Below are 18,508 nucleotides of genomic sequence, written 5' to 3'. Positions count from 1 at the left end.
ACTTAAATCACAGTGGTTATGGGATATTTCTTTAGTGGTACATTAAGCTGGCAAAAGGTGGTACATTCTTTGGCAAACAGTGGTAAGAAAGTTGGCATCAGTGGTACAAATGTGTGGCAGTAGTCAGACGACGAAGGACAGCCTTCGGCTGACGGGATAGATAATTTGGCCATTGAGTTATTTAAACAAACTTTGAGAGAATACAAATAAACTATTATCTTGTTTAAGATCAAGAACAGAGCTCATGATGTGTTCTGTTCTTTTGATTTTATGGCTTCTTCGATAAATTAATAGGATGGACGATACTTTCCGCACTCAGTGGACGATTACTCCGCATTTACCGGACGAAAGTTCCGCACTAGTGGACGAAACCCATCGCCGTACTCACCTTACAGTGAAAAAGCGTAAGAAGCGACCGCTGTTATTTGAAGACGAGAAAGCAACTAAGCAAAAAGAAACGTTAAGACACAAAGCAGCTTAATTAAGTGGACTAAATTAGAGTATGAAAAAAGCCAGTATGATTTCTCATACTGACCTATATTTAGCCACCAACATCAAAAATCGAAGAGCCAAAATAATGTATAGTTGATAGACCGAATCGCTCATAGTGCCTATCATATCCTAACTGTTGGGGAAAATTCAATTCGTGAGCGCATGGGTATTAAATAAGTCTGATGAAACTCCCAAAGCCCTTTATGGGCTTTGGGAGTTTCATATAATGAGTGGAGCCAAAGTTGGCAAAGGGTGGGTCTCACATTGGCAGGGGCGAAGCTATTTCTTGGCAATACTCAATCGGATCTCGATGCCCAAAAATAACTTTTTCATACTTCATCTATATTACGTAAAATCCCAATCTTCTGGATTTTTTTTTATATTTAATATTGTTGTATAAGTGTCACTAAGAGTAAAAATTGTAATTATAGCCAATAATAGAATTAACCAGAAAATATCATTGTATTCTAACATAATTAACAAAGATGCTATAAACATTAATAGCATTGCAACTACTTGTCTCTTTTGCTTGATATAAAAGCCCGTTTTTCTTGAAAAGTAAGTAATTATAACATAATATGCAAAAGCCGTAACTGAAATTGTGAGCGAAGCTCCTTTGTAACCAATAATGGGTGTCAAAGTAAGATTAAGTCCTATACTTATTATAAACATTAATATGGCAACAACTACACTAAGATATGTTTTTCTATTAAACACAATTCCTAATGAAGTGGTTTCCGCTGTTAAAAAGAAAATATGTTGTAAAGACAAAATTGGTATAATGTATATAACAACTTCATAATCTTCACCTATTACCATTCTGATTAATGGCAAAAAAAGTATCATTAAATAAAAAACAACTGAGCACCCAAAAACCACAACTTTATTGATAAATTCATAGTGCTTTAAAGTCTTTTTCTCCGATTTCCATTTATAGGCTGTAGGTAACCAGAAAGTAGTAAAAGCGGTGCGTAAAACGCCTATTAAACTTATTATTGTGATTCCTAAATTATAAATCCCTAGTTCAAACGTTGTAGTATAATTATTTATAAATAGATTCCCAGTCGTATTAGTAAATGAAGTAAGAGTAAGTGCTATCATTTGCGGAAAGCCAAAAATCAGCATTTGCTTAACTAAAGTTGGATCAAAATCATTAAATGAAAACCTTAAATATTTTCTATATTTTATTATTAACACTACATCTGGTACTATATTTCCAAATAAAAGACCAATAACAATAACTGTAAAATTCCTAATACCCAAATATACCATGATCATTGTAATTATAAATGTAACTACTTTTATAAGTAGTGTATAAAAGGAATATTGTTTGGCCATATCTTCCATTCTAAATGATAATAAAATAAATCTTTCAAAAATTATTAATATCAACCATACTGTACTTATTTTAACAATATAATCATACTGTGGTGAATTAAACAGCCATATAGAAAGCTCTTCAGAATAAAAATACAATAGTACACTTAACATCATACTTAATATGAGAGGTAAAATAATAGAATTACTTAGTAAGTATGTCCTGTTATCTTTATTGCGATATTCTCTACTAAAAGCATGATCAATCCCTAAGTATAAAAATGGAGGTACTTGAATTATTAAATTTCTAAACAATCCCGCTTGTCCATAATCTTCTGGTAATAAGAAATATGTTAATATTGGAATTTGAATTCCAGAAAGTAGTGTTGCTAATATTGTACCTAAACTAAATTGCGCTAATCTTTTTATAAGTTGTTTCATTTTCTGACTCCTACTAATAATATTAAATTATTAAAATTCTATTTAGTATTAATTAATGTTCTTTAATATTTTTATTCCCCTTACTATTACTACTATTCATTAATAACATTAACAATATTAAAAATAGGGGTGACATCTTTTGTCTATGACGCATTGCTGTACCAGCATTACTTACCCCTGTACCAAATACGAAAGCCCCTCCTAAAATTATAATAAATAGGACGACAATCAGTGGCTTATTTGTTTTTAATTGTTTATATTCTTTAAAAAATAACACTATCGAAATTAAATATAAACATGAATCAGTTAAAAAAGTTATTATATCCGTAAACCCTCGCCAATTCCATGGAAGAGGGGAAAATAAAAAATATATACTTTTTATGGGACTATAAATTAAAAAATCTAGTAAACTATTTACTTCTACTCCTACCAAATAAGCAGAATCTCCTCGTCCATAAGGTGTGGCAACTTTATATATGTCTTCAATATTTTCAACATTTTGAAATTTTATAAAGAGTGAATCACCAAACAAATTAATTAAAACAATTAAAAAAGCTGAAATAAAGGCAAAAGTTGTAATAGTAGTTACGCTAAATTTAAATTTATTAATTTTCCTTTCATAAAATAGAAAAGCGAACATATATCCAACTATTGATCCTATAATTCCTGAATGAAAAGCACTAGAAAATCCTAAGAAAATAAATGAAAAAAACATATCCATTTTACTTCCTTCTTTAAACCATTTAATAAAAAAGTAAATCGACGACGAAAAAAAAAGAGTTGGAAAAATTTCTCTCAGAAAAATACTCGACATAATAATGGATGTTGGAAATATTGCTAGTAATATTAGAGTTAGTTGCTTAATTCTTTTTTTATCTACTATCAAATCAGCTATTTTCTTAATAATAAATAGAACAGATAATCCAGCTAATACATTAATATATTGACCCACTATTCGGTTGGGTCCGATAAAATAATATATAACTCCCAGAATATCCGAATAAAGCCCTCCATTTGTTTCACCAAGTAAAATAATATTTTTTGAAATCAATTCCGCATTTTTATAATACATTTCACTATCTGAGCCACTATTTGGTAATATAAAAATATTTCGTCCATATAAATCAAAAAACATAACTATAACCCGAAGTATATACGAAAGAATAAAAATTAATTTATATTCTTTTCTTAAAGCGTTTAAAATCAAAAGAGTCACTACCATATGAATTAAAATTATACTTAACCCGATTACTTCTGGATTGTTAAATAATGGTTTGCAAATAGATAAAAAAAGTAATTCTACTATAAATGTTAACCAAATAAAAAACATTTTCCACCCCTTATTTCTTCCAATTTTGTCTAAGGTAATATCACGATAAAATTTTCTCCTTACATATTAAATTAAGCTAATACTTCTTTTATTTCATTTTTATTTAATACTTTAACTACTTTGGCAGGAACTCCAACTGCTACTCCATTTTCTGGAACATCCTTAGTAACAACAGCACCTGCACCGATTTGAGCATTATCTCCTACTACAATAGGACCAAGTAATATTGCTCCTGCAGAAATCAAAACATTTTTTCCAATATATGGCGCAGTGATTTTCTTACCGTCTACTACTCTAAATTTTCCCATGTTTGCACCAATAGTAACATGTTGCATTATTAAAGTATTTTCATCAATTTTTGCATTTTTATTAATTACCAACCCCATTCCATTGTGACCAAACATTACAGAGTTTTTTATATCAGTATTGTAAGGTATATCACATGAAAATATAATTCGATTTAATTGTTTTAAAAATTTTGGGATTATCGGGATTTTTAATAAGTGCATTGTGCGGGAAAGTTGAAAAATCTTTCCAGAAACATTCAATTCTCTTAACATATAAATAATCTCCTCACTCAGTAAATTTATAAGGGAAATTTGTATTAGTAATCTTAGAATAGCTCTGCTATCAACTAAAATAATATACATTCTTATAATTAGTCGTGACACATAATGATATTATTTCACCATTATTTATATTCCAAATTTGAACTTGCGTTTTCTTCGGTGGTACATAGTTTTCTATACAAATCTTCTTTAATTTGAAGCACTTCACTTATATCATAACCGCTTTTTAGCACTTTTTTGTAATAATTCTCTCTTTGAATCTGTTTTTTTAGTTTTATATTTTCTGACCACTCCATTGGTGTACATTCAATAGAATAATAATTTATTAAATCCGTAACTTGAGTTGCCATTGGTAATGTGTCAGCTGCAAGTATTTCCAAACCAGAAGCTTGAGCTTCAATTACAACATTTCCGAAACCTTCATATTTGGAAGGAAATAAGAAATAATCCATAGATTGAAAGTAGTCTTGTGGGTTTTCAACTGGTCCAGTAAAAATCACTTTGTTTTCTAAGTTCATTTGCTTTATTTTTTTCATTATGTTTTCCTGAAGAGGCCCATCTCCTACAAGTAATAATTTAGTATTTGGTTGTTTTTTAATAAACTCATTAAATATTTCAATTAAAAACAAATGGTTTTTAGCTTCTGTAAATCTTCCCATATGACCAATTACCAATTCATCACCTAATTTTAGTTTTAATCTAATTTCATTACGCTTATCTATATTGAATTTAAACTTCTCTATATCAAGTCCATTATTTAGAATTTCAAACTGCTTCTTATTAAAAAAGAACTCACCTGCTTTTCTTGAATTAGCTAATAATTTAGTGGCTAATAAAGTAGCAATATATATATTTATTCTAAGAAAGATTTTTTTTATTATATTTCCATCAATCTTATTAGTTCTAGCATGAAAGATTCTATGCTTTATTTTTCTTGTTTTCGCAACAATGAAAAAGATAGGTGATCTAGTAATATTATAAGAGTGAATTACATCATAATTTTCATTACTCAAAATACCATTAACTTTTCTTATATAAGTGAATAAGTTTGTATATTTCAGACGGGGGATCGTATGAACATTAATCCCTTGTTCTTTTAGTTTAGCTATTTTTTTATAATTTGCTATCTCTTCTACCAATAAATCTATTTGGATTTCTTTTGATTGAATTTTAGTTACGGAGTATTGAAAAACACTTTCTATTCCTCCGAAATTATATCCTGGGATAATCTCCAATACTTTAATCATTAATATACCACCTAAAAGTTAGTTTTATTATTATTCAATAATTTTATATATATATTTTGCAATTGATGAACTGCTTCACCAATATCATACCCGCTATTTATGATTTCTACAACTCTATCTGATGTTTTAATATTATCTACATAGTTTAAAATACTATCCGCCCAAAATTCAGCTTTTTCTTTTAGACTAACTGACTCTATCAAATCAGTTAAAAATGCTTCTTTTGGAATTTCATCTGATACAATTATCGGTACGCCAGCTGTTTGTGCTTCAACTGCTACAATTCCAAACCCTTCAAAAAGAGAAGGGAAAACAAACACGTCAAATGCCTGTAATAAGTTAGGTATATCTGAGCGAATTCCTGTTAAAATCACCTTATCTTTAAGACCGAACTCAGTAATTTTTTTTAATATTGAAGGCCTTTCTTCGCCGTCACCGACTAATAGCAGTATAGAATCGGCATTTTTCTGTTGGACTATATTAAATATTTCTATTAGAAATAAGTGATTTTTGGGTCCCTTAAAACTTCCAATATGTCCAATAACAAATTGATCTTGAATATCCAAATTATTTCTATACTCATTTCGAATTTTATTATTTAATGAATATCGTTTAGCTTCTATAGAGTTTTTTAAAATAAAAAAGTTATCCCGTTCTACAATTGTTTTTCCAAATAACCAAATTCCAGCATCTTTTGACGCTGCGAGATAACAATCCGCTATAACTCTAATAGGTAACTGAAGGAGATTTTTAAAAATAGATGATATATTCTTTCCATTAGAAGTACTATGACTATGTGAAATCGTTAGTATTTTATTTTTTTTTGCAATACTTAGATAAATGCTGGCAGTGCTTCTTACATGTCCGTGGATAATATGATAATGTTTATTTTTTAAAAAATTGTTCCATCTTTTTATGTATTGAAAATGATTTTTTCCATTGTATCTAGGGACTCTATAAATTTTGCCACCTAGTTTTTTAATCTCTTCATCGTAAGCTCCGGCCTTTTCTGTATGAACAATAAAGTCAAATTGAAAAAGACTTTTATCTATTTTCCGGAAAATTTCCATAATCATCGTTTCTGCACCCCCTCTATCCATCACAGAGAAAACATGCAATATTCTGATCTTATTATTCATTATATTCGTTCCTATACCACTCTATTGCTTCTTCAATTCCTTTTTCAAAGCTATAGTCAGGATCATATCCTAACATCTTATTTGCCTTGCTAATATCAGCATTACTATGTTTAATGTCTCCTGCTCTATCGGAACCAAAAATTGGTTCAATATCTTTACCCAAAGCTTTAGTTAAAGAATGATAGACATCAATGAGAAACTCTCTGCCACCATAAGCAATATTAAACGCATTTCCTGCAACTTCACTTGATGCAGCACAAGCTTTTAAGTTTGCTTCAATCACATTCTCAATGTAAGTGAAATCTCGACTTTGCTTACCATCACCATTAATAGTTGGTTGTTCATCATCTAGTAATTGTTTAATGAACTTTGGTAACACTGCTGCATAAGCTCCGTCTGGATCTTGACGTCTACCGTACACATTAAAATATCTCAAACCATATGTATCCAAACCATATAACTTAGTATATAACTTGGCATATTCTTCATTTGTTGCTTTGGTTAAAGCGTAAGGTGAGAGTAAGTTTCCTTCTCTTCCCTCTTTCTTTGGTAATGTCGGTTCATCACCATATACCGACGAGCTTGATGCATAGACGAATTTCTTTACTCCATTTTGTCGAGATGCCTCAAGCATATTAAGAGTTCCTCTAATATTAATTTCTTCATACAGTAACGGCATCTCAATGCTACGTGGGACACTCCCCCAGGCAGCTTGGTGTAATACAAAATCGACACCTTTAGTAGCGCTTAAGCATCTATCTATATCGCGGATATCCCCTTTGATAAATGTATAATTCACATTATCTAAAAACATGTCAACATTTGATTGTTTACCTTGTGATAAGTCATCTAATACACGCACAGTATGACCTTTTTTAAGTAAAGCCTCTACAAGGTTAGATCCGATAAATCCGGCTCCCCCTGTGACTAGAAACACTGCATCTTCAGCAAACTTTACATTTTCATATCCCATTAGTATTTCTCCTTTTTACAGTCTCCAATAAACATACCCTGCATCTTCGTATTCTTTACGGTTCAATGACCCTTTAATATCAATTAATACTTTGTTTTCATTATCTCCGTAGAACGCGTTTATCTCTTCTTGTGTAAGAGAACTGAATTCATCATGAGATACGGCCAGTATTAATGCATCAGCATTCTTAATATCTGACATTTCTTGGAATGTTAATCCATACTCATGTTTAGCTTCTTCCTTGTCAGCAACTGGATCAACTATCATTGGAGTAATACCATATTCTTTTAATTCTTCTACAATATCAATGACACGTGTATTTCTAGTATCAGGTGTATTCTCTTTAAAAGTAAATCCTAATATTGCAACATTCGCATCTTTAACATTTACTCCAGATGTAATTAATTTCTTAATTGTGCTTTCTACCACATATTTCCCCATGTTATCGTTAATACGGCGGCCTGAAAGTATGATTTGTGAATGGTAACCAAATTGTTCAGCTTTGTAAGTTAAATAGTATGGATCCACACCAATACAGTGTCCTCCTACTAAACCAGGTGTAAAGTTTAAGAAGTTCCATTTAGTTCCAGCTGCTTCTAATACTTCTTTTGTATCAATCCCCATCTCATTAAAGATGATTGATAATTCGTTCATGAATGCAATGTTAATATCACGTTGTGAATTTTCAATTACTTTGGCTGCTTCAGCAACTTTAATTGTTGACGCTTTATATACACCCGCATCTACAACTAATTCATATACTTTAGCAATGATATCCAGTGATTCTTCATCCATTCCTGACACTACTTTTACAATCGTTTCAAGTCGGTGAACTTTATCTCCTGGATTAATACGTTCTGGAGAGTATCCAACTTTGAAATCCACACCGGACTTCAATCCAGACTCTTCTTCAAGTATTGGCACACAAATTTCTTCAGTCACTCCGGGAAATACAGTCGATTCATAAACAACGATAGATCCTTTCGTCAAGTTTTGTCCCAGTGTTTTCGAAGCCCCTTTAATAGGATTCAGGTTAGGTGTTTTATCATCGTTAATAGGTGTGGGAACAGAAACGATATGGAATTTAGCTTCTTTTAATCGACCAGCATCAGATGTAAAATCAACTGTTGTTTCTTTAATCACTTCATTACCAACTTCTCGAGTTGGATCAATTCCCTGTTTATACAATTCAATTTTTTCTTCGTTTATATCAAATCCTAGGACATTAACTTTCTTAGCGAAAGCTACTGCAATTGGCATTCCAACATATCCTAATCCTATTAAGGAAATCTGTTCTTCTTTATCGACGATTTTTTCATATAAGTTCATTTATATACCTCTTTCGATTAATTAATATTGAAAATTTGTTCCATATATTCTTGGACTACAATACCTCTTGAAAACTCTCTAATCATTTTCTGCCTTCCAAGCTTCCCCATCAATGTTCGACGTTCAATGGGAATATTAATAAACTCCTCTAATGCATTGATTAAGCTCTCTATATTCTTGGGTTCAAACAAGATACCTGTTTGATTATTCTCAATTATTTCTTTACAACCAGGTATATTAGATGCAATTACTGGGCGACCTGTAGAGGCTGCTTCTAATAACACGTTCGACATTCCTTCATGATGTGACGGCTGAACAACTACATCAGAATCAATTATGTACTTATTAATATCAGTTTGATACCCATGGTAGATAATAACATTTTCATTGTGCATTTTTTCTATTATCTTAGTCAATTTTTCATCTTCAGAAAAACCAACCAGATGAAATTTCACATTATTGTATTTTTCTGTCACACTTTTAGCCGCTTTTAAAAGTTCATAAGTGCCCTTTTCTTCCATTAATCTTCCAAAGTAATAAATATTTACGTCTTTATTCTTAGGATATTCAGCATAAGCAAACCTCTCAGTATTAACTCCAGATCCTGGTAACAATTTACTTTGTTCAGCAGATATTTGCAGCTTATCAAACATTTCACTGTTCTCTTTATTCTGAAAGAATATGCATTTTGATTTTTTCAAGGAGATTTTATATAGAAACTTCAGTATTCCTTTCAGAATAGGACTTGAGCTCGGTGTGAAGCTACTCCCTAATCCAGTTATATTAGTTAGATATGGTATTTTTTGAATCCGCGATACCAATCCGCCGTATATATTAGGTTTTATCGTATAAGTTAAGACCACTCTAGGTTTAATTTTTTTTACAAGTGTAAAATATTCTTTAATTATATTTATATCTTTAAAAATATTAGTTCCTCTTCTATCCATATCAATCTCGTGATAGATGCAGCCTAGTTCTATTAATCTATCAATCTTTTCACCTTTTGGTGACGAAATGTGAACTTCAAATCCTTCATTAATTAAGTACTCCACTAATTCCAATCTAAAATTATAGATGACAACATCATGATTAACTAAAAAAAGCACTTTTTTATTATCCAATCAAGTCGCCTCTTTCTGTTTTATCAATTGATTGTCTTAAGTCATTTACAATATAATTCTTATGATAAGTGCTAATTTCTTTATCGTAAATATAGTTTCCAAACATTTTTTTAACTACCCCTATATTTAAAAGGGGTGTTATAAATTGTTTTGGAAAACTTAACATGAATATATTTTTACCTCTTACATCAGATATTTCTCTTACTAATTCACTTGTGCAAACATATTCTGTATTTTGTGGATGGAAGTAGCCTTTTGCTTTATCGTCGATTAATACCTTTAAAAACTCAGTTAAATTCTCAATATGTATCATACTTCGATTATTTTTAAAATCAGGAAAAACTGGCGTTTGAACGGCTAACTTTGCTAACCTTGGATAATTTCCCTTTGAACCATTCCCGTATACCATTGGTGGTCGTACAATAACTACATCGAATTTTTCTTCTTGCATTTCTTTGATACCTAATTCACCTTGTAACTTACTGTCCCCATAGAAATTATCTGGATTAGGTTGTGTATTACTATCAATAACTTCTACTTTTGTCCCAAAAACTATGATACTACTCATATATATAAATTGAGACACACCTTCTCTTTTTGCTTTTTTTGCTACTTCTACAGTTAAATCTCTATTGACTTTGTAATATAACTCTTCTAGCTTCGTATCTGACGAATTATGTGCAATCCCAGCAACATGCAATACAACGTCAAACTTTGTCCAATCCATAGCTTTCCAATCATCATTTCTCATACTGATTTTCGAAACATTATATTGATCCGGCCATTGTTTTACCCATTCGTCAAATTTATTACCTATATAACTATTTACACCTGTAATCAGAATATTTTTCATCACTTATTCTCCTTCAGGTCTTTTTTAGCTTTTTCAATAACACCCGTTCCACCTTCAACAACGCCGTCACTTTTGACTACGCTTAAAACAGTTCCAATAATACATTTTATATCGAAGATAAAACTCATATTATTGACATAATCACCATCAAGGCGTGCCTTAATTGGTATTGGTAACTCATCTCTACCATTAATTTGAGCCCACCCTGAAAGACCTGGCAACACATCATTGGCTCCATACTTATCTCGTTCATCTGCTAAGTCATCTTGATTCCATAATGCTGGACGTGGTCCAATAATCGCCATCTCACCTTTTAATATATTAATTAATTGAGGCAATTCATCCAGGCTTATTTTACGAAGAAAGTTGCCTGATTTTGTAATGAATGATGCTGGATCATTTAATAGATGAGTTGGTGTATCTTTAGGTGTATCTGAATGCATCGTTCTAAACTTATAAATTTGAAAAAATGTACGATTTTTCCCAATACGTTTTTGCTTAAAGAATACGGGGCCTGGAGAATCCATTTTGATCCATATCGCTAACACTAAAAAGATTGGACTTAGTATGATAATTGCTATTAATGATAAGATAAAATCAATAACTCTCTTTATGATAGTGTACATCGCTTACTCCTTATTCTAGAATAACCCAAACCACTTCTTACGAGGTTTCTTTGGTTGGATTTGTTTCTTTATATTCACTCGATCTCCATTAAAGATATCTCGGGCATTGTCTTTAAAGTATTGGACAGTTTCTTGCCCATATTCTTTCTCTAACCGCTCAAATGCAGACTGTATATTCATTGGTCGGTGCTTGATATGATGAACATCTGAAGCTAATATGTGAGCTAGATTATGTTGAATCATTTGTTGACTGTTCGCGATGAGTGTCTCACTATAATAACCCGAATAACTTGATGTTGTAATTTGTGATGGCGGATTTTATAATGAAGTTAACCACTTCAAAAAATCCAATTAAATAAAAAACGCCACGTTAATTTCATGTTATTATTGAAGTTACCACACTCTCAATAGATAAGGATGAAATCACATGACGCACACTAATTTTAGCACACCATCAAATAAAGGAAAACACCTTTCCTATGAAGAACGTTGTCAAATTTCAATTCTACTCCAAGAAGACTATTCAAACCGTAAAATCGCTAAAACATTGGGTCGAGCTCCACAAACAATTAACAATGAGATAAAACGTGGGACAATCCGCCAAATCCGCCGCCAAAAACAACAGCGTAAAACCTACATAAACGTATTATGTTTACGACCCAAAAGTCGCTCAAGGGCGTTATGAGGACTTACGTAAGAACTCTGGTAGACGTCCAAAATGGGTGAATTCTTCTGACTTCATTGATTGGGCTAATCAAAAGATGTTAGAAGATGGCGGGTCACCTGATACCGTTGTTGGTTTTGCCAAACGTCACAACCTATTCGCAAAAGAATTAATTCCTTGTACAACTATCTTATACCATTGGATTGATAGTGGTATTATGCGTACTAAAAATATTGACTTATTAGAGAAACTTTCTCGTAAGATTACAAATCCTAGTCAGAAAGCACGTCGTAATAAACGTGTGTTAGGCACATCGATTGAAGAACGCCCTCCATCAATTGGTGATAGAGGGACATTTGGTCATTAGGAAATTGATACTGTAATAGGAAATAAAACAAAATCAGAACCAGTATTACTCACTCTCGTTGAAAGACAAACACGCTTTGAAGTCAACTTAAAAATTGACGGAAAAGATGTTGAATCAGTAGATAAAGCGATAGCTAATCTGAAACAACAAGTAGGTGATCAGTTTAAGACTATTTTTAAGAGCATCACTTCTGATAATGGCTCTGAATTTACAGAACTCCATGAGGCATTATCCGATGCATTAGATATTTATTTTACACATCCCTATGCCTCTTGGGAAAGAGGAACGAGTGAGAATCAACATAAGTTCATTCGTCGTTTCATTCCAAAAGGAAAGACTATGAGTCATTTGGTCCAAAAATATTGCCTCAGAATTCAACAATGGATGAATGATTATCCTAGAAAACTATTAAGCTATCAAACGCCACATGAAGTTTTTGTCAAAGCTTTTAAAAAAGCAAGACAAGAGGAGTAACTCGCCAGTGCTTGACAACGAGCCTCCTTTGGCATGACTGAAAATCTGGGAAGCTGGTTGAGGCCAGCCTTGGAATTACCCTATCATGCCTCAGCTCATTATCAAGCACTGACTAGATAGACCAATGAAGTAAGTTAGCGGGTAACACACTATTTACTAAAAGTGACTAACTTAAACTTGAAATTTCCGAAGATAGCATCATATTAAATTGTAAATTTAAGTATGATTTGATATATTTATTCTGAATTATTATTGCTTTTTAACGACTTAATTCTTACGGCTTGAATATCAAGTTCCTTCCTAATCCTCAGTCTCATAATATCCATAACCTTCATTTCCCTCAATTGGAGCATTATTTAAAACACTTCCTATGACATTGGCATTTACTTTCTCTAATGCGATTTTTGCTTTATATACATCATCTTTACGAGAAAAGTTCTGTCGTACCACCAAGATTACTCCGTCCACGCGAGTAGATAATATTTGAGCATCTGTTACTGAGTTTACTGGTGGCGTATCATAAATAACCAGATCAAAATTATTTTTTAATTCTTCCATTAAAACCAACATCTGAGGTGATCTAATTAATTCAGCTGGATTTGGTAATTTAGGTCCCGACGGTAAAAAGTAAAGATCCAAATCTGTCGACCTTTGAACGACTTCGTTAAATTTCAGGCCCTGTTTAGTTAAAAGTGTAGTGAGGCCTTGCTCATTATTCAACTTAAATGTACGGTGTAAAGTAGGTTTACGTAAATCTGCATCGACAATTAATATATTCAATCCTGTCTGTCCCATAGTATAGGCCAAATTAGCAGAGGTCGTCGATTTTCCTTCCAATGGTACTGATGAGGTAATAGCAATTGATTTGAGATCGTGTCCCATTTGAGTAAATTCTAAGTATGTTCGTAAGTTTCGATATTGTTCAGAGTTTACTGACTCTGGTTCATAATAGGTTATTAATGGTGCTCCTAGACGTTGATTTTTTTTTAAGTCTCTATTCTTATCCTTGAAAAACTTAACCATCCTTATACCCTCTTTCTCTTACTAATATTATCTGCTTCTACTCGGAGACGATTATTTCGTATTTGTGTATCTGTTAATTCGTTAAGTTCAGTAAGATGAATTAAACCCATATTTGTTAAATCTTCAACTGATTTAATTCGGGTATCCAATAACTCCTGAACTAGGGCTATTCCTACAATTAACATAAAGCCTATCATACCACCTATTAAAGCATATCGAAAAACATTTGGGGATACTTGCCTAGGGTTATATGAAGCTTGTGACATCACATAAATACTTGAAACATCTTCACCATAAACATCCAATAAAGTATCCTCGAATACTGTAATTACATTGTTCACAACATTTTGCGCATCTGTAGGTGATTCCATAATGGCACTGATATAAAATGCCTGTGAATTTGCCGATTGCTCTACAGAGATAGCTCCTCTAAGTTGGCTAACTGTAAAGACATTACCAAGATTCGCATTAACCTGTTCAAGTACCGCATTACCACTAATAATATCTTTATAAGTATTGACTAGATTGACATTAGTTTGTATATCATTATATTGAATTGCTGTTTCTGATGCATTACTTTGGTTTACTAGGAGTTGTGCCTCTGATTTATATTGACGGTCCACAAACAACATCATGAAGATGACTGATAATATCACCCCAATAACTGTTCCCCCAACGATTCGCATAGTATACTTACGAACGAGTATCAATAAGTCTGAAAAACTAGGTTCTTGTTCCATTACTTCCTCCAATAACTCTTACTGTGTATTTTTTATAAAATCAATAAAATATTCCAATATTTTCTAATAATCATAATTATGATTAGCTCTGTGTGAAATAAACAAAGTATCCTGCCAATTATTAAATAGATACTATTGTATTCAAAAAAGTATTTTTTAATCTATAAGATTAATTAACATTTGGTACAATATATCAATTATTTATTTTCACGGAATACCTTTGAAGTAAACTTCATTTATTATTGAAAACGTGACTAATATTTCTTTAATCTCATTCAAACTTGAATCTTACTACCAAAAAATAATTGTGATTTATAAGATATATTCTAAGTCCAAGTGTATTTATACTCTCACTAACTAAAAACAATCACTTATTATTCTGAAAAAATAAAAATGAGGCGTAAACACTTCATTTTTTTAATTATACCTATAAAGAGTATTTATTTAAAGTCGAAAAAGCGTTATCATTGGTATTTTGGTTTTTTCTTTCATTTTTTCTAAATTTTAAACTTTTATCAGTTAAGATTTACGTTTTTTCAACTTCTGAATAACAGTGAACTACAAAATTACACATAAATTATTAGTGGCTGTGTCATAAGTTGACATAACTCCTCAAATTCAAACCCGACAAAAACATTGTTTTAACAGTGTTTGTGGCAGTTTTGTGGTATAATTAAAGTAAAAAAAGAGGAGCAGTTTACCGCTACTGATTATTTCGTGCTCCCGAGTCCGCCAATATCCAATTCGAGTCCACCTATTTGCCAATCAAGCCCACCCCTATTTTTGAACCAAATACGCCCTTCAAGACAACCAATTCGCGCTTCGAGTCCACTTAATAGTCTCTTTTGTGTATAGTTAGTTTAGAAGTTGGATACTTCTAAAAAAATACACAAAGGAGGTTATTTTTATGGCTAGAAAAATACCAGTGAAATTAATGATGCAATATCGAGACCAGGGATTTTCTCGAAACATGATTGCTAAGACACAGAAAGTTGGGCGCAGTTCCGTGAGCGAAGTTTTCAAATGGGCAGATAAGTTAAAGTTGACCTACGAAGATATTGAAGAGCTTTCAGACAATGAAGTCTATCGGAAGTTCTTCCCTGAACGCCCTCAATCAGAAGTGTTATACACACTCCCTGATTACGAAAAGATCCATAAGGAGCTACAAGGAGTCGGAGTGACCCTCAAGCTTCCATGGCAAGAGTATGTTGATCTCTGTAAGGATACCAACGGTATCCCGGTTGGATACACTAAATTCTGCGAAGATTATCAAAGACATATTGATCAATATCGCTTGACGAATCATTTAAAACATAAACCCGGCGTATCGATGCAAGTCGATTGGAGCGGCTCAACCATGGATTTGCTCGATACTGACACCGGTGAATTAATAACTGTTTATCTCTTTGTAGGAACCCTGCCTTACAGTCAATACACCTATGTAGAACCCACACTTGATATGAAAAGCGACACTTGGCTTCGTTGCCACATGAACATGTTTGAATATTTTGGCGGAACGACTATCCGGCTTATATGTGACAACTTAAAGACAGGTGTGCTCAGCCATCCAAAAGAAGGAGATATTGTCTTAAATGAGCAGTATGAATCTTTAGCCAATCATTACATAATGGCTGTCATGCCTGCTCAAGTACGTAAACCAAAACAGAAAGCAGCTGTAGAAGGCGCAGTTGGTAAAATAGCCATGGCCGTGATTGCTCCACTGCGAAATGAAATCTATACGACTATGGGCGAGTTAAAGGCAGCTATTCGTGAAAAACTGGAGTTCTATAATGCCAAACCTTTTCAGAAACGTGAAGGAAGCCGACGGCTGATATTCACAGAGTCAGAATAGGAAAAACTCCGACCGCTGTCATCAATCCCTTATGAAATTGATGAGTGGGTTTACGGAAGAACCGTTAAACTCGATTGCCATATTACCTTTCAAAAAAACAACTACTCCTGCCCCTACCAATATGCAAAAAAGAAAGTGGATTTAAAAGTAACCGCTCATTTTCTTGAAATCTATTATCAAAATGAACGAATTGCTACTCACAAACGATTTCCCACCTATAAAGAATATACCTTTTCAACCTTACCAGAACACCTGCCAGATCAATTCAATCAACTGGAATGGAATGAACAGAGACTGCTAAATTGGGCAGAAAAGATTGGTCCGTTTACTCATAAAGTAATTCAACGTATTTTTGAGAGATTACAACTCAAAGAACAAGGGTATCAGTCTTGTTTGTCTGTTTTAAATCTATCAAAGAAACACTCCAATGAAGCCTTAGAGAAAGCATGTCAAATTGCTTTAGAACGACTTCACTCGCCAAGGTATCGTCAGTTAAACACCATTTTAAACAACCCCAATAATAAAGAGATTTTAGAAGAAGCAGAAAGTGCCCAAAAAGAAACCCTAGGTTTTGTAAGAGGCCCAGAATACTATGGAAGAGATATCAATGATTGACAACGAAACAGTACGCAAATTAAGACAATTAGACTTAAGTGAATTTGTAGATACATTAGAGATGCAAGAAATGGATCAGGATACCAGACACTTGCTTTTTGACGAACGCCTACAGCTATCCATCGATTACCTTTACCAAGAAAAATACAATAAACGAGTAAGTGGATTAATTAAACGATCCCAGTTCCGAATACAAAACGCAGATGTTGCTTCAATCCACTATGAAAAACGCGAGATTGACCGTCATACCCTTCAAGAACTGGCAACCTGCAATTACATCAATCACCGTCAGAATGTTATTTTCCAAGGGTTTACAGATTCAGGAAAAACATACTTAGCTTCTGCTTTAGGTAAAGAAGCCTGTAAACAAGAAATTCGAACGCGCTATGTCCGCCTCCCTGATCTATTAATCGAGCGAGATGAAGCGACCCTCAAACCTAAAGGCGTAACGAATCTCATCAAAAAGTTTTCCAATTATGGTTTGCTTATTATAGACGAATGGTTATTGGATGACTTATTGGAAGAAGATTTAAAATTTCTCTTTGAGATCATTGAGCGTCGTTACGATTCCGGCTCCACTATTTATTGTACACAATTCAGAAAATCGGATTGGCATCAAAGACTAGGTGGCGGCGTCCATGCGGACGCGATAATGGACAGAATCGTTCATAATGCGGTTTGGTATGACACGGGTCAACTAAACATGCGCGAACACAAAGCAATCAATTAAAAACTGTAGAAATAGTCGTGCTGAAATTGGCATGGCTATTTTACTGGACTCGATCTGCGTACCAGTGGACTCCAATTGGATATTGAAAGACTCGATAGGACGAATAGGTGGGCCTGAAGGCGCGTAATAATCAAATACCCCTAACACCTTCAAAAACCCGACATACTTTCTTTTCTCTCCATACACCATCATTCCTCTCTTATTGGCTTTTAACTACACAGCAAATTTGTAAAGCGATTTCTCAGAGTAATTATAAATGTTCGAAGTTTTATTTCAAGTCATGTACTTTTATTATGAAATAAAGTTTACAAAAATCAAAAAGAGTTCTTCAATTTATGATGTTGAAGAGTAAAACTCACTGGTATCATAAATCGTAGAACCATAAAATAACAAAATTTCTTCAGAATGGAAACAATACAGTATTATGGGAGCAAAGTATAAGGGTATTTAGAGTGAATACATGAGTATTGCGGACGTTTTTTACCAGTAGTGCGGTTCTTTTTACCACTCTTTGCGGGAAGATTTACCAATGTCTGCGGAATAGTTTACCAGTAATAATTAAATGACCCCATTTCTACTCAACTTTTGAGTAGAAATGGGGTCAAC

At 32.9% G+C, this 18,508-nt stretch carries 15 protein-coding genes and 2 pseudogenes; 4 read left to right on the top strand and 13 right to left on the bottom strand.

All coding sequences use genetic code 11. The annotated features are described in order from the left end of the window. Positions 1-837 precede the first annotated feature (837 nt). The 11 genes and pseudogenes from FEZ33_RS09985 to FEZ33_RS09935 form a co-directional block, all read right to left on the bottom strand. A complete protein-coding gene (locus FEZ33_RS09985) occupies positions 838-2,250 on the bottom strand; it encodes a lipopolysaccharide biosynthesis protein (RefSeq protein ID WP_138405242.1) in 1,413 nt (470 codons plus the stop codon). A 52-nt stretch (positions 2,251-2,302) separates the two neighbouring features. Beyond that, positions 2,303-3,580, bottom strand: coding sequence for a glycosyltransferase family 39 protein (locus FEZ33_RS09980; protein ID WP_138405241.1), 1,278 nt, complete (start codon positions 3,578-3,580; stop codon positions 2,303-2,305). Positions 3,581-3,651: 71 nt separating this feature from the next. After that, a pseudogene (locus tag FEZ33_RS13070) lies at positions 3,652-3,834 on the bottom strand (sugar O-acetyltransferase); the annotation flags it as partial. 437 nt (positions 3,835-4,271) lie between these two features. Further along, on the bottom strand, positions 4,272-5,396 hold the full coding sequence (locus tag FEZ33_RS09970) for a glycosyltransferase (protein WP_138405239.1): 1,125 nt from the start codon (positions 5,394-5,396) through the stop codon (positions 4,272-4,274). A gap of 11 nt (positions 5,397-5,407) precedes the next feature. Beyond that, positions 5,408-6,535 carry a glycosyltransferase family 1 protein gene (locus FEZ33_RS09965; RefSeq protein ID WP_138405238.1) on the bottom strand — a complete coding sequence of 376 codons (1,128 nt, stop codon included), beginning with the start codon at positions 6,533-6,535 and terminating at the stop codon, positions 5,408-5,410. Next, positions 6,528-7,508, bottom strand: a complete 981-nt coding sequence (locus tag FEZ33_RS09960; protein ID WP_138405237.1) for an SDR family oxidoreductase — start codon at positions 7,506-7,508, stop codon at positions 6,528-6,530. Before FEZ33_RS09960 ends, FEZ33_RS09965 begins: the two co-directional genes overlap by 8 nt. Before the next feature lie 15 nt (positions 7,509-7,523). Further along, the gene (locus tag FEZ33_RS09955; protein WP_138405236.1) at positions 7,524-8,837 is read right to left on the bottom strand and encodes a nucleotide sugar dehydrogenase; all 1,314 of its coding nucleotides are present in this window, start codon (positions 8,835-8,837) and stop codon (positions 7,524-7,526) included. Between the two features lie 17 nt (positions 8,838-8,854). After that, the gene (locus tag FEZ33_RS09950) at positions 8,855-9,958 is read right to left on the bottom strand and encodes a glycosyltransferase family 4 protein (protein WP_138405235.1); all 1,104 of its coding nucleotides are present in this window, start codon (positions 9,956-9,958) and stop codon (positions 8,855-8,857) included. Next, positions 9,951-10,811, bottom strand: a complete 861-nt coding sequence (locus FEZ33_RS09945; RefSeq protein WP_138405234.1) for an NAD-dependent epimerase/dehydratase family protein — start codon at positions 10,809-10,811, stop codon at positions 9,951-9,953. Before FEZ33_RS09945 ends, FEZ33_RS09950 begins: the two co-directional genes overlap by 8 nt. Next, positions 10,811-11,437, bottom strand: coding sequence for a sugar transferase (locus FEZ33_RS09940; protein ID WP_138405233.1), 627 nt, complete (start codon positions 11,435-11,437; stop codon positions 10,811-10,813). The genes FEZ33_RS09945 and FEZ33_RS09940 overlap by 1 nt, the downstream gene beginning before the upstream one ends. Positions 11,438-11,452: 15 nt before the next feature. After that, complete coding sequence (locus tag FEZ33_RS09935) at positions 11,453-11,740, bottom strand: CpsB/CapC family capsule biosynthesis tyrosine phosphatase (RefSeq protein ID WP_268951520.1); 288 nt, start codon at positions 11,738-11,740, stop codon at positions 11,453-11,455. 124 nt (positions 11,741-11,864) lie between these two features. Here FEZ33_RS09935 and FEZ33_RS13065 point away from each other — a divergent pair. Then, a pseudogene (locus FEZ33_RS13065) lies at positions 11,865-12,942 on the top strand (IS30 family transposase). 300 nt (positions 12,943-13,242) lie between these two features. On the opposite strand, the gene FEZ33_RS09925 reads toward FEZ33_RS13065, so the two are convergent. Beyond that, positions 13,243-13,965, bottom strand: a complete 723-nt coding sequence (locus tag FEZ33_RS09925) for a CpsD/CapB family tyrosine-protein kinase (RefSeq protein WP_138405231.1) — start codon at positions 13,963-13,965, stop codon at positions 13,243-13,245. 2 nt (positions 13,966-13,967) lie between these two features. After that, positions 13,968-14,705: a YveK family protein gene (locus FEZ33_RS09920; protein ID WP_138405230.1), complete on the bottom strand. Its 738-nt coding sequence runs from the start codon at positions 14,703-14,705 to the stop codon at positions 13,968-13,970. 907 nt (positions 14,706-15,612) lie between these two features. Between FEZ33_RS09920 and istA the strand changes: the two genes are divergently transcribed. Genes istA through FEZ33_RS09910 form a run of 3 tightly spaced genes read left to right on the top strand, consistent with a single transcriptional unit; the run spans position 15,613 to position 17,902 of the window. After that, positions 15,613-16,557: an IS21 family transposase gene (gene istA / locus FEZ33_RS12605; protein ID WP_212746692.1), complete on the top strand. Its 945-nt coding sequence runs from the start codon at positions 15,613-15,615 to the stop codon at positions 16,555-16,557. A 15-nt stretch (positions 16,558-16,572) separates the two neighbouring features. After that, entirely contained in the window at positions 16,573-17,172 is a 600-nt protein-coding gene (locus tag FEZ33_RS12600; RefSeq protein ID WP_438943016.1) for a Mu transposase domain-containing protein, read from the top strand. Then, on the top strand, positions 17,150-17,902 hold the full coding sequence (locus FEZ33_RS09910) for an ATP-binding protein (RefSeq protein ID WP_212746690.1): 753 nt from the start codon (positions 17,150-17,152) through the stop codon (positions 17,900-17,902). The genes FEZ33_RS12600 and FEZ33_RS09910 overlap by 23 nt, the downstream gene beginning before the upstream one ends. Positions 17,903-18,508 lie beyond the last annotated feature (606 nt).

Origin of the sequence: Ruoffia tabacinasalis, from assembly GCF_005864045.1 — a bacterium.
GTDB lineage: Bacteria > Bacillota > Bacilli > Lactobacillales > Aerococcaceae > Ruoffia > Ruoffia tabacinasalis.
Note: the sequence above shows the minus strand (reverse complement) of the source record. Positions and strands in the feature narration are given on the sequence as shown.

Bases quoted from the DNA above. Each gene is read 5' to 3' on its own strand.
- FEZ33_RS09985 (WP_138405242.1), bottom strand. From the start codon at position 2,250: ATGAAACAACTTATAAAAAGATTAGCGCAATTTAGTTTAGGTACAATA.
- FEZ33_RS09980 (WP_138405241.1), bottom strand. From the start codon at position 3,580: ATGTTTTTTATTTGGTTAACATTTATAGTAGAATTACTTTTTTTATCT.
- FEZ33_RS09970 (WP_138405239.1), bottom strand. From the start codon at position 5,396: ATGATTAAAGTATTGGAGATTATCCCAGGATATAATTTCGGAGGAATA.
- FEZ33_RS09965 (WP_138405238.1), bottom strand. From the start codon at position 6,535: ATGAATAATAAGATCAGAATATTGCATGTTTTCTCTGTGATGGATAGA.
- FEZ33_RS09960 (WP_138405237.1), bottom strand. From the start codon at position 7,508: ATGGGATATGAAAATGTAAAGTTTGCTGAAGATGCAGTGTTTCTAGTC.
- FEZ33_RS09955 (WP_138405236.1), bottom strand. From the start codon at position 8,837: ATGAACTTATATGAAAAAATCGTCGATAAAGAAGAACAGATTTCCTTA.
- FEZ33_RS09945 (WP_138405234.1), bottom strand. From the start codon at position 10,811: ATGAAAAATATTCTGATTACAGGTGTAAATAGTTATATAGGTAATAAA.
- FEZ33_RS09940 (WP_138405233.1), bottom strand. From the start codon at position 11,437: ATGTACACTATCATAAAGAGAGTTATTGATTTTATCTTATCATTAATA.
- FEZ33_RS09925 (WP_138405231.1), bottom strand. From the start codon at position 13,965: ATGGTTAAGTTTTTCAAGGATAAGAATAGAGACTTAAAAAAAAATCAA.
- FEZ33_RS09920 (WP_138405230.1), bottom strand. From the start codon at position 14,705: ATGGAACAAGAACCTAGTTTTTCAGACTTATTGATACTCGTTCGTAAG.
- istA (WP_212746692.1), top strand. From the start codon at position 15,613: ATGGCTAGAAAAATACCAGTGAAATTAATGATGCAATATCGAGACCAG.
- FEZ33_RS09910 (WP_212746690.1), top strand. From the start codon at position 17,150: ATGGAAGAGATATCAATGATTGACAACGAAACAGTACGCAAATTAAGA.